This window comes from Bacillus cereus group sp. BfR-BA-01330 (assembly GCF_022663885.1).
GTDB lineage: Bacteria > Bacillota > Bacilli > Bacillales > Bacillaceae_G > Bacillus_A > Bacillus_A cereus.
On record NZ_JAKUGK010000001.1, the window covers coordinates 1 to 12,331 of the forward strand.

Consider the following 12,331-nt stretch of genomic DNA (forward strand, 5'->3'; position numbering starts at 1 on the left):
AATTTTTTCGTCATTTTAAAATTTCTCCGATTCTCATTTTTCTCTCATTATACAAGAAATACCCTATAGAATAGACTTTTTTTAAGTGTCTATTCTATAGGGTACATTTTAAATTGGGACATCTCTTTTTTAAAAGGAATTTGTAACAAATTGTAGAATATAAGGAGCTGAAAGGGTGTGATTACGATATTTATCGCTAAAAGAGAAAACGGTGAAAAAATTCATTTACTCTATAATTGTAATGAAGAGCTTTTGCGCCGTATGCGTCAACAAGAACGATTCTTTTGTGTAGCTTGCGGAAAGGAAGTGCAAATGAAATTAGGGAAACAAAAAAGTTGGCATTTTGCTCATAAAAAAGTGGATTCATGTCTTGCCTTTTATGAAGCGGAATCAAAGTATCATATGCATGGTAAAGAATTGTTATATAGATGGTTCAAACGTCAAAACTTTCAGGTGGATATAGAGTACTACCTCCCAGAAATTAAGCAACGACCAGATGTTTTTGTAGAGAGGGCGGGTAGAAAAATTGCAATTGAATACCAATGTGCAAACCTCGCTATAGAGCAGCTGTACAAAAGAACATATTCGTATTGGCAAGCTGGTATACAGGTCATTTGGATCGTTGGTGGAAATCAATTGAAAAAGCAATCTGCATATTGGATGAAATTTTCCTCACTTATGGCTTTCTCCTTACAATCTTATCCTCAGCCACTTCTTATTTTCTTCTGTCCGAAACAAAAATCATTTATGAAATGTGCATTTGTCACTCCCTTTTCTACAAATGTTTTTTTCTCACATACTATATATTTACCAACTGATGCGACTACTTTTGAAATGCTTTTTTCTCCTGTTCCTTTCGGGAAAGAAAGATTGGGTGAAGAGTGGAAGAAGAGAAAGAAAAACTTTCGCCAAAATGCCTTACCGATTTGGAATTATAATTATAAGTCATTATTACGCCTCTTATATCAATTTAAATGTACCCCAGCGAGCTTTCCTTCTGAAATTGGTGTTCCACTCCCTTCTGCATTTGCTTTTCAAACAAACCCATTTATATGGCAAGCTTTTCTATATATGAAGTGTATAGGGGAGCTTGCAGTGGGAGAGTGTATTTCTCTTCAATACGTGTGTAGTTATGTAAAAAGGTATACGAAAAGGCGGATACTTCCGTACTTTTCGCAGCACATATGGAAATTGGCAGTTACTGAATATATGACATTTTTATGCTATATAGGTGTTTTACGTAAAGTGGGAACTTATACGTACCGAAAAATAAGGGATGCCGTGATGTTAAAAACAGAGGAGGAAATTATGAAACATGATGAGATTTGCTTAATACATGCGCTATCTTTATTTGAGGCAAATTTTAACATGAGAGGAGGAAAAGCGGATATAATAAAGAATGATTGTGAAGGAATTACATAAGAAAAAACGAATTGTACTTAAGTAGAGATATTTAAAGGAGGGCTTAAAGAATGTCTGAACAAAACAAAGCGAAAGCATTACCAGATCGCAACGAGATTGAAGAAGCAAGTACGTGGCGATTAGAAGATATTTTCCAAACGGATGCAGAATGGGAAAAAGAATTCCAAGCTATTAAAGAGCTATTACCGAAGTTAACTGAATTTAAAGGGAAACTTGGTGACTCTGCGGACAATTTACTTGAGGCATTGCAATATGAAGATGAAATATCAATGCGATTAGGTAAGTTATATACATATGCTCATATGCGTTACGATCAAGATACAACAAACTCTGTATATCAAGCATTAAATGATCGTGCAACAAATTTATATTCACAAGTATCTAGTAGCACAGCGTATATTGTGCCTGAAATTTTATCGATTTCAGAAGATACACTGCAAACATTCTTGAAGGAAAATAGAGATTTAAGTGTATATGAACATGCATTAGAAGAAATTACACGTCAACGCCCGCACGTATTATCAGAAGCTGAGGAAGCTTTATTAGCGGAAGCATCTGAAGTAATGAGTTCATCAAGCAATACATTCGGTATGTTGAATAACGCGGATTTAAAATTCCCATCTATTAAAGGGGAAGACGGAGAAGAAATAGAAATTACACATGGCCGTTACATTCAGTTTTTAGAAAGTGATGATCCTCGTGTTCGCAAAGATGCATTTAAAGCTGTATATGAAACGTACGGAAAATTTAAAAACACATTCGCAAGTACGTTAAGCGGAGCAGTAAAACGTAATAATTTCAATGCGCGTGTTCGTAAATATGATTCTGCTCGCCAAGCTGCACTGAGCAATAATAATATTCCGGAAGCAGTATACGATCAACTCGTTGAAACAGTAAATGACAACTTACATTTATTACACCGTTACATCGATATTCGTAAGCGTGCACTAGGACTTGATGAGCTTCATATGTATGATTTATATACACCACTTGTACCAGAAGTGAAAATGAATGTGAAATACGAAGAAGCGCAAGACCTTTTATTAAAATCTTTAAACGTACTTGGTGATGAATATGTTGATATTTTGAAAGAGGCATATGAAAATCGCTGGGTAGATGTGTATGAGAATAAAGGAAAACGAAGCGGGGCATATTCATCTGGTGCATATGGAACAAATCCGTATATTTTAATGAACTGGCATGATAATGTAAATAATTTATTTACACTTGCTCATGAGTTTGGTCATTCGGTGCATAGTTACTATACAAGAAAAACACAACCGCACGTATATGGTGATTATTCCATCTTCGTAGCAGAAGTGGCATCTACTTGTAATGAAGCGCTTCTAAATGATTATTTATTAAAAACGACAGAAGATAAGAAAGAGCGTCTATATTTATTAAATCATTATTTAGAAGGGTTCCGTGGTACTGTATTCCGTCAAACGATGTTTGCAGAGTTTGAACATATTATTCATAAGAAAGTACAAGAAGGACATGCTGTTACGCCAGACATGTTAACGGAAATTTACTATGATTTAAATAAGAAATATTTCGGTGACGCTTTAGTAATCGACGAAGAGATTGGTTTAGAATGGTCTCGTATCCCACACTTCTACTACAACTATTACGTATATCAATACGCAACAGGATTTAGTGCAGCGACAGCTCTATCTAAACAGATTTTAGAAGAAGGACAACCAGCAGTAGAACGTTATATTAATGAGTTCTTAAAAGCAGGAAGCTCTGATTATCCAATTGAAGTGCTGAAAAAAGCAGGAGTAGATATGGCATCTCCTGAACCAGTAAAAGAGGCGCTACAAGTATTTGAAGAGAAATTAAATGAATTAGAAGCATTATTATTTGAAGAAAAGTAATGAAAAAAGACGAGGGATTGTATCCTCGTCTTTTTGTTGAATAGATTCAATGTCGATATTTGTCGAAAAGAAAGGTGAATTTCTTTGTTTTTCTAACTGAAAGGATAGTTTTACGACTGATTTTTAAAATTAAAACCCTTTGAATCGTTTTTTATAATTGAAATAAGAGAGAGTGATAACGATGATTCCGAATAAAAGAGGTAAGGCAATAATTTTAGGAAAAGCTTGTAGTAGAGAGAGGATGTACAAGAAAAAAGAAACGATGACAGCTAGAAAGAGAAGAGCAATATAAGATTTTTTCATAAATAAACCTCCTAAATGACCTTTTTTATAGCTTATTCAAAAATGAAAACGTTTAGAATGTGACAAAAGTGTGAAATTCGACAAAAGGGGTTGTCATCTGACGTCGAATCTTGTAATATAATAAGCGTGAACGAATTCACATACAAACATATACCCCTTTGTTTGAACGTGAAAATTTCTCCCATCCCCTTTAATATTTTTATAAGCCGTAAAGAAGAAGACCTGGTGTTTACACCAGGTCTTTTTCTTTTGCTATCCATTTCCAATAACGTTCGCATTTTACTTCTATCATTTGTACTTTTCGTTTCAGTTGTAATTTTTTTAGTTCGCGTTCAATTTCTTGTTGCGGACAATCATAAATAAATGCTACTTCTTTTGAAGATATAAATTGTGTTGCTTCTAGTAACACTTCTAAAGGTGGTAATGGTTCTGGCTCAATTTCACATTTTACAAGTTCTTTCAATAATTGTACGTATACATCGTAGGAATAATTTCCAGCGATTTTAATACCTTCTTCATCTGAGTTCGCATGAAAAAAGACGAGGGAAGGTATTTCTGTAATATGCATTTCATTTGTGAATTTCAAGTCACATTGGAAAGCTTTTTTTGCACTAGCAGAATGTAGATCTTTTTTAAATTCTTCTACATCAATATTGCTATCTTTCGCACATGCAAGTAATAGTTCGCAGTCAGGGTTTGATACATTTTCAAGGAAAATGTATTCTTGGAGTTTTCGCAAAAACTTCGAACCTGCTTTTCGGCCTTGCAACTCCGCTGCCTTAATTGCCATCGAAACTAAATATGGTGTTGACGATGCTTCTTGCATATGTACCTTTCCATCACATGAAAAACCTTGTAAACTGGTTGTCTTTTCCCACACAAATCGAATATTAGCAGGTTTATTCCATTTGTGTGAGGAAGCGTTCGTTCCATCCACTTTTCCTGTTACGATATGACGAATAGAGAAGTATTTCCCGTATTCAAGCCATAGTTTAATAATAAAAGGCTCAATTTCCCAGCAATCTTTACAAAGTGGATCAATAAATAAATATGCTTCTACAGACTTATGCTCGCATGCGGAAGGAGATGGCATATTTATATGCTTTGCTTCCTGCTTATCCATTACACTTCACCTGTTTCGTTTGGAGTATTAACCATATGCTGAGCGGTTAATGCTAAACGTTCAAAAACAAACTCTCTTATATGACCATGAACTCCAGTATCATCCATTGCTTGCTCCATACATGATAGCCAAGCCTCTGCTCGTTTTGGAGTAATCTCAAACGGAAGATGGCGTGCCCTTAACATAGGATGACCATGTTCTTCAGTGTACAAATTAGGGCCACCTAAATATTGTGTTAAAAATTGCTTCTGCTTCCTAGCGGTTTCTGTTAAATCTTCCGGGAAGATGGGAGATAAGTCAGGGTGTTTACTGACATAGGAATAAAATGTATCTACTAATATTGCAATGCATTGTTCACCGCCAATTCCTTCAAATGGTGTCATCGGTTGCTTGCTCATCCTTTATAAACTCCTTTTTCCATGAAATGTATATCTATTGTAGCAATGGAATGTTCGAGAGGGCAAATAAACAGCTTTCTCAAAGATTCTTTGCTTATTCTACGGGTGTAAACTTTTTTAGTGAGATGTATCCACTAGTGAAACATATTCACTAGTGGAATTTTCACTTTAGCGTGCTTTTTTTTGTTTGGCAAGGAAAAAGCGTTTTACTTTGTTATTTGTATGGCGAACAGGTATGTTATGTTGCGTTAATAAATGAATAAATGCAGCTTTTCCTGTTTCTTCATCTTGTACTTCAAATTCAATTTCATAATCATCGTGATTGTAATAGAAACTATGATCAAAGACAAGCGTTCCGCCTTTAAATAATGTTTCTGCTCTTTCTGTTGTTAAACTACCCATATATGTTAAAGCAGAAACAGGAATTTGTAATTTGTGTAATTGATCTACTACTGCTCCTTGAATGATTGTGTTTGTTTTCATCATCATTTTTGCTTCGTCTTCTGTTACGACTTGATGCGTTTCTAATAAACCGATTTCTGCAGGTTGTTTCAACGTTAACGTATAAGTTGCTCCTTTATGACGAATACGAAGTGCAGAGCCAGCTTCTTTTAACGAGAAGTCAGGTGTTTCAAAGTAGTGATTCACTTGTTTTGTAAATGCTTCAATAGAAAACGATTTACATAATGTATCGAATTCTTCTTTTGTAACGATATTTTTGAATTCAATTTCAATTTCTTGTGTCATTGTATAATCTCCTTTTGAAAAATAATTCTTTACACATTATCGCTTTTTCATAAATTTGGTTCAATGTTTTATTTGTTTGCGTCCATGTTATGATACAATAATACTGTTAAGTAAGACAGGAAGTTGAGATGGAGGAGTTAGAGCATGCAAAATAAAATCCAAGTTAAGAGCGTAGAAAAGAGAGAGAATGCTCTTATTTTTTGTGCGGAAAATAGTGAAATAGAGGTAAAGGAGTTAAGTGCGCGTAATCACGTACTTGTAGACTCAGACAATTTATCATTTTTATATATCTTAGAAAATGAATCATCTTTCATTTATATAAGTATTCCGCACACATGCTGGGAAGCAATGCATGAAGCGATGAATAACGATGTGGTTATGTTCGTTCGCGTGAATGACATTGAAATGGAATTAGAAGGATTAAAAGAAGAAGTAGAATATTTAGTTGAAAATATTGAAGGTAATGCAAATTACGGAGAAGAATTAGTAACTGCTGTAGAAAAAGTATTTCTATAAGCAAATGGATTGATTTTGGTGGTGGTTGAAATGAATCGAAATTGGGAAGAATTTTTAGCACCTTACCACCAAGCGGTGGCAGAGCTAAAAGTGAAACTAAAAGGAATGCGTACTCAATTTGCAATGTTAACAGAGCATTCTCCAATTGAGTTTGTAACAGGAAGGGTAAAGTCGGTTGCAAGTATTATTGATAAAGCGGAGAAGAGAAATGTACCGCTAGACCGATTGAGAGAAGATATGCAGGATATTGCTGGGCTTAGAATGATGTGTCAATTTGTTGATGAGATTAAGCCTGTTGTAGAATATCTTCGAAAACGAAATGACTTTGAAATCGTGGAAGAACGTGATTATGTCACGCAAAAGAAAGATAGCGGTTATCGTTCTTATCATGTTGTCATTAGTTATCCTGTTCAAACGATTCAAGGTGAACAAAAAGTATTGGTAGAAATCCAAATACGCACGCTAGCAATGAACTTTTGGGCAACAATTGAGCATTCTTTAAATTATAAATATAGTGGACGTTTTCCTGAAGATATTAAAATACGATTGCAACGTGCAGCTGAAGCGGCGTTTTTATTAGATGAAGAAATGTCTTCTATTCGTCTTGAAATTCAAGAAGCGCAAAAGGCTTTTTCAAGAAAGCAAGAAACGAAAGATTCCGAATCATAAACTAAAGGGTGTTGGGCGATGAAATTTACAATTATGTCAAAGGGAGATCAATCATCAGATACACTGGCAAGCACGATGAAAGAGTACTTGCTAGATTTTGGATTTATAATGGATGAAAAGGAACCCGATATTGTAATTTCTGTTGGGGGAGATGGAACGCTTTTATATGCGTTTCATCGTTATTATAATCGATTGGATGAAACAGCATTTGTTGGTGTACATACAGGACATCTAGGTTTCTATGCAGATTGGTTACCAACAGAAGTAGAGAAATTAGTAATTGCGATTGCGAAAACACCATTCCAAGTGGTGGAATATCCGCTTTTAGAAGTTATTATTCGCTATGTGAATGGAAGTAAAGAGTCACAGTATTTAGCGATGAATGAGGCGACTGTAAAAAGTGCAGAAGGTACATTAGTAACAGAAGTAGAAATACGCGGAGAATATTTTGAAACATTCCGCGGAGATGGCCTTTGTATCTCTACTCCTTCAGGAAGTACCGCGTATAATAAAGCGCTTGGCGGAGCAATTATTCACCCATCTATTGAAGCGATTCAAATTGCAGAAATGGCGTCCATTAACAATCGTGTATTTCGTACTGTAGGATCGCCACTCGTATTGCCGAAGCATCATACATGTGTGTTAAAGCCAGCTGCAGGAATGAACTTACAAATTACAGTGGATCATTTAACGATGGTTCATCAAGATGTGAAATCAATCCAGTATCGCGTCGCAAACGAGAAAGTACGATTTGTTCGTTTCCGCCCATTCCCGTTCTGGAAACGAGTTCGTGACTCGTTTGTTGCAGATAAATAGAAAGGGTTATATATTTGAACAGATTTACATTGAAATGGGATATAGGGCCGGCTGAAGAGGGAACTTTAGTTAGGGAATTTTTGAAAACGAAAGGTATTTCTAAAGCCGCTTTAACGGATATAAAGTTTCATGGCGGAGCAATTGAAGTAAATGGTCAACATGCGAGTGTTCGTCATCAGTTGCGTGCTGGTGAAGAATTACGTGTCTTTTTTCCAGTGGAGGAAAGAAGTGAAGGGATGATGGCAGAAGATATTCCTTTATGCATTATATATGAAGATGACGCGGTTCTTATCATTAATAAAGAGGCGAATATGTCAACGATTCCGTCTAGAGAACATCCGGCAGGAAGTGTTGCCAATGCGCTGTTATCTCATTATGATAAGCAGCATCTTGCAAGTACAGTGCACATCGTAACACGTTTAGATCGTGATACTTCGGGGCTTATGCTTATTGCAAAAAATCGTTTCGTGCATCATCTTTTATCGAAGCAGCATCAACAAAAAGCTGTGAAACGAACGTATGAAGCAATTGTTCACGGAAAGATTGTAGAACGAGAAGGAATGATTGATGCACCAATTGGTCGAAAATCTGATAGCATTATTGAGCGAATGGTTTGTGAGGATGGACAAAGGGCAGTTACTCATTTTAAAGTAATTGATAGTACATATCATAAGACACATGTAGCGCTTGAGCTTGAGACAGGAAGAACGCATCAAATTCGTGTGCATATGGCTCATATAGGACATCCATTACTTGGTGATAGCTTATATGGAGGGAGAAGGGATGAAATGAAACGGCAAGCACTTCATAGTAAATCTTTGACGTTTTATCATCCTATTTTAGAGAAAGAGATGTCTTTCACTATAAAGCTTCCAAGCGATATGCAAGAAGTGTTGCGGCATACTTAAAAAGGGAACAAAATTCTTATATTATACAGAATTTTGTTCCCTTTTTTCTTAGCGGAATAATATTAAAATTTGGTTTTCACCCGTACGCTTTATAACGAAAAATCCATTTTCGGCTTTTGTAGCAATGCCATTGTCATTTGGAAGACAAAATCCATGTGCTTCGCAAGTGCCGTCATCACGTACTAACATTTGTCCAATTAATCCGACAGGAAGCCACTCAGCGCGATCTTTTCTTGCTACATATTTGCGAGTTGGATCCCATTCTGTATTTAAAAGAGGTTGTATTTCTTCGGTTTCCGTCCATACATATTGGCGTTTTCCAAAGTTATCTGTTTTATAACGTTTTTCCCAACTTAAAGCCCCGCTATTTCCTATAAGGGCAGGGGTTGCACTAGATATTCCTAAAATGAACGAGTCGTGTGAAGTAGCTATCCGAATTTTTTCTTCGCTACTAAATGTAACGAAATAACCGACATCAATAGGTTTATGATCTTCGGTTTCAAACATTTGTGCAAAATCCGTTCCACTTGCATTGTAAGACGCACCCTCAATGTACATTTCTCCATTATGGGCAAGCCATTTAGCCCCGATATTATGGTCGGTGTCGCTTACACCATTTGCAATAAACCAAGAATAAGCTTCTTCTGCAGTGCCGAAGCGCCCCATAATATGGCTACCTGCAAAATGAGCTGTTGATGTATGATGACCTTCCGCATGAGAAGAGGATCCGTTAGCGATAGTTGCGGTTCCTTCTGCGTGTGCTGCTTCGCCTAAAGCAATCGTCTGTTTACCCTCTGCATGAGAATAAGCTCCGCCTGCTGTCGTTTCACTTCCCTCACTATGCGAACTATGTCCAGTTGCTTTTGAGTTTGATCCCTCTGCATGAGAGAAAGAACCTTTTGCGTGTGTTAATAAGCCTTCCGCATGTGCTGCCATGCCCTCCGCATGAGAGTGAAGCCCTTCCGCATATGCATATCGGCCGCCCCTTTTAACTTTTGTATTTTCAGGTGTAGGTGTCTCAATTATGAGTGGTTTTTCAGTTTGTATATCATTCGATGAAGCCAATGCCTCTTTTATTTTTTTTACTTTGTTTATAATAGCAGCTGGAATTTCTGGTTCCACTTTTTTATTTATTGCTACAGAAATATTTTCTTCCGTCTTTTCTTCTGTTTGATTAGAATGTATTACCTGTTCATCTTGATTTGAGAGCTGTTTATTTTTTTGTTGCATCTTTATTTTTCTGCGATCGATTATGCGGCTCATCACAGCATTTTCTAAAGAGACATATGTTGGTTTTACTTTGCTTTTTTTTGATGACTCTTGTTCTTCCAGTTCTTCTATCGCTGCAGCCCGAATACTACACCAGTTGTTAATTCCGTACATGGGCAGATATAAAGGGGGAAATTTTCTTTTTTGTTTAGAAGATTTTTTCTTCATTCTGTCACCTCCTGCGACATTATATGTAGTGTAATTAAAAAAAGATGCACTTTATTGCATCTTTTTTTAATTACTTTACCTAGTTTTATATGAAATCTGCCTAAATAATACGGTAATCTTTCGCTAAGTAAGGTAGTTATGAAATTGGACGGAATTTCTCAGCGACAAAAGGTAAAGAAGAAGGAACAGAGATAGTCTCCATTTCAGGATAACGTAATCCGGTTAATTTGCCACCAAATACAGCACCAGTATCAATATTGACTGTCTGATTGACGAATCGAGGTTCTGCTACTGGTGTATGTCCATATACAATCCAAGCTTGCCCCTTGTACTCTTGCGCCCAATCGCGACGGACAGGTGAGCCATCGGCATGCTTTTCTCCTGTAATATCGCCATATAATACAAAGGTTTGTACTTTTTTATCTCGTCTTCCTATGTAATCTTGCCGAATCCCAGCGTGACATACGATTACTCTTTTTTCATCTAGTATGTGGTAGAGCGGTGATTGTTCATAAAGAGTGATAAACTTTTCTTTTATAATGTTTTGCTTATGAGAAGGGAGTGCCTCATATTCAGCAACAGTTGTTTCAAGTCCGTGAGCGACTGTTACATTACGCCCAAGGAAAAATCGATATAGTTTATTACAGTGATTTCCAGGAGCGTAATAAGCTTCTTTTTTATGTATGACAAGTTCCCATACAATTTCAATCATACGTAATGAATGAGGACCACGGTCTGTAATATCGCCAACGAATGCAAGTTTACGTTGGTCAGGGTGAACCGGTAGACCGCTACTCCAGTTATATCCTAGCTTCTCTGTTAAATTTTGAAACTCTTGGAAGCATCCATGAATATCTCCTATAATGTCATATTTCATATTTAAACCTCCATCGTATTTTTCATTAGTATATCTAAAAAAGGATAGAGATAAAAATATAGCGTTTTTGTGTTGTTCATTTAAACATAAAGATTTTCGTTCTTGAGCGAACATTTAAAATGAATCCAATCGCAATCATGTATGTAAGCAGTGAACTTCCTCCGTAACTCATAAGAGGTAATGTTATCCCTGTAATGGGAAGTAATCCGATTGTCATCCCGATATTTTGGAATACTTGGAAAGTAAACATTCCGATTGTACCAGCGCAAATGTAACTACCGAAAGGGTCATTACTTTCTAAAGCAATATGAATCATTCGAAAAATGAGTAAGAAAAAAAGAGAAATAATGACACTTGCGCCTAGAAAGCCAAATTGTTCAGCGACATTAGTGAAAATAAAATCTGTATGTGGTTCTGGAAAATATACTTGTCCATTTTCCCACCCTTTTCCTTGCATTTCTCCGGATCCAGTCGCTAAGAATGCTTGTCTTAATTGATAGCCTTGTGCATCATATTTGTAAGGTGCTAACCATCCGTAGAAGCGATTTAATTGATACTCTTTTAAAATGTGTGCTTTAAAGAAATCTGTGTGAGTAAAAAAAATATATATTAATGTAGATCCAGCAACGAAAGTACCTGAAACTAATCCAAAAATAAAACGCCATCGTATGCCAGAAACTAGTATCATTGCTGCAAGCATCGCTGAAATGACCATTGTGTTTCCTAAATCTGGTTCTTTTGCAATAAGTAGTAGTGGTGGCAAGCTTGTCGCAAATATTTTTCCAAGTAGTAAAAAATCGTCATGTATCGTTTGGGAAAAATATTTCTCATTATGATTTGCTATAATTCGTCCAATGACGATAATTAAAAACAATTTCATAATTTCAGAAGGCTGAAAATTTCCGATGCCTGGGAGCCTGTACCAAGCGGTAGCGCCTTTAATTGTAACGGCACCTGGTACTTGAAGTTCTAGTCCAATAAGTAGTACCATTGCAAAGCTGTACAAATACCAAGCAATTTTTTGATAACGATCGAAGTCGATAATCATAATAACACCAATGGCTATAAATCCAATGAAATACCATTGGATTTGCTTTAGTACAAAATTGACGTTTTGTAAAAATGGCGGTAAAGAGGCTTGCGCACTTGCAATAGCACAACAACTAACAATCCCAATGGCAAATAAAATAAATAGTAATACGTAGTCTATTTGATATTGAGAATTTGGATCTTTCAAT

At 36.2% G+C, this 12,331-nt stretch carries 13 protein-coding genes; 6 read left to right on the forward strand and 7 right to left on the reverse strand.

The window, feature by feature from the left end:
* Positions 1-177: 177 nt before the first annotated feature.
* The gene (locus tag MR112_RS00005; RefSeq protein WP_242244693.1) at positions 178-1,422 is read left to right on the forward strand and encodes a competence protein CoiA; all 1,245 of its coding nucleotides are present in this window, start codon (positions 178-180) and stop codon (positions 1,420-1,422) included.
* 50 nt (positions 1,423-1,472) lie between these two features.
* Entirely contained in the window at positions 1,473-3,299 is a 1,827-nt protein-coding gene (gene pepF, locus MR112_RS00010) for an oligoendopeptidase F (RefSeq protein ID WP_000003348.1), read from the forward strand.
* Between the two features lie 129 nt (positions 3,300-3,428).
* On the opposite strand, the gene MR112_RS00015 is transcribed toward pepF, so the two are convergent.
* From MR112_RS00015 to MR112_RS00030, 4 genes are all read right to left on the reverse strand, one after another.
* On the reverse strand, positions 3,429-3,602 hold the full coding sequence (locus tag MR112_RS00015) for a hypothetical protein (RefSeq protein ID WP_000750355.1): 174 nt from the start codon (positions 3,600-3,602) through the stop codon (positions 3,429-3,431).
* Positions 3,603-3,831: 229 nt separating this feature from the next.
* Entirely contained in the window at positions 3,832-4,725 is an 894-nt protein-coding gene (locus tag MR112_RS00020) for a ClpXP adapter SpxH family protein (protein ID WP_000360645.1), read from the reverse strand.
* Positions 4,725-5,123 (reverse strand): globin domain-containing protein, encoded by a 399-nt coding sequence (locus tag MR112_RS00025; RefSeq protein ID WP_000043390.1) that lies wholly within the window; start codon positions 5,121-5,123, stop codon positions 4,725-4,727. The genes MR112_RS00020 and MR112_RS00025 overlap by 1 nt, the downstream gene beginning before the upstream one ends.
* A gap of 168 nt (positions 5,124-5,291) precedes the next feature.
* Positions 5,292-5,870, reverse strand: a complete 579-nt coding sequence (locus MR112_RS00030; protein ID WP_086395928.1) for a CYTH domain-containing protein — start codon at positions 5,868-5,870, stop codon at positions 5,292-5,294.
* A gap of 144 nt (positions 5,871-6,014) precedes the next feature.
* Here MR112_RS00030 and MR112_RS00035 point away from each other — a divergent pair, with 144 nt between their 5' ends.
* Genes MR112_RS00035 through MR112_RS00050 form a run of 4 tightly spaced genes read left to right on the forward strand, consistent with a single transcriptional unit; the run spans position 6,015 to position 8,779 of the window.
* Positions 6,015-6,386, forward strand: coding sequence for a UPF0738 family protein (locus MR112_RS00035; protein ID WP_242244694.1), 372 nt, complete (start codon positions 6,015-6,017; stop codon positions 6,384-6,386).
* A gap of 30 nt (positions 6,387-6,416) precedes the next feature.
* Positions 6,417-7,055, forward strand: a complete 639-nt coding sequence (yjbM, locus tag MR112_RS00040) for a GTP diphosphokinase (protein WP_001081482.1) — start codon at positions 6,417-6,419, stop codon at positions 7,053-7,055.
* Positions 7,056-7,073: 18 nt separating this feature from the next.
* Positions 7,074-7,871: an NAD kinase gene (locus MR112_RS00045; protein WP_000673190.1), complete on the forward strand. Its 798-nt coding sequence runs from the start codon at positions 7,074-7,076 to the stop codon at positions 7,869-7,871.
* A 14-nt stretch (positions 7,872-7,885) separates the two neighbouring features.
* The gene (locus MR112_RS00050; RefSeq protein WP_001079134.1) at positions 7,886-8,779 is read left to right on the forward strand and encodes an RluA family pseudouridine synthase; all 894 of its coding nucleotides are present in this window, start codon (positions 7,886-7,888) and stop codon (positions 8,777-8,779) included.
* A gap of 48 nt (positions 8,780-8,827) precedes the next feature.
* On the opposite strand, the gene MR112_RS00055 is transcribed toward MR112_RS00050, so the two are convergent.
* The 3 genes from MR112_RS00055 to MR112_RS00065 form a co-directional block, all read right to left on the reverse strand.
* Positions 8,828-10,216 carry a peptidase G2 autoproteolytic cleavage domain-containing protein gene (locus MR112_RS00055; protein WP_000730517.1) on the reverse strand — a complete coding sequence of 463 codons (1,389 nt, stop codon included), beginning with the start codon at positions 10,214-10,216 and terminating at the stop codon, positions 8,828-8,830.
* Between the two features lie 136 nt (positions 10,217-10,352).
* Positions 10,353-11,093: a bis(5'-nucleosyl)-tetraphosphatase PrpE gene (gene prpE, locus MR112_RS00060; RefSeq protein ID WP_000872698.1), complete on the reverse strand. Its 741-nt coding sequence runs from the start codon at positions 11,091-11,093 to the stop codon at positions 10,353-10,355.
* A gap of 76 nt (positions 11,094-11,169) precedes the next feature.
* Positions 11,170-12,330 (reverse strand): FtsW/RodA/SpoVE family cell cycle protein, encoded by a 1,161-nt coding sequence (locus tag MR112_RS00065; RefSeq protein ID WP_000654702.1) that lies wholly within the window; start codon positions 12,328-12,330, stop codon positions 11,170-11,172.
* Position 12,331: the final 1 nt, after the last annotated feature.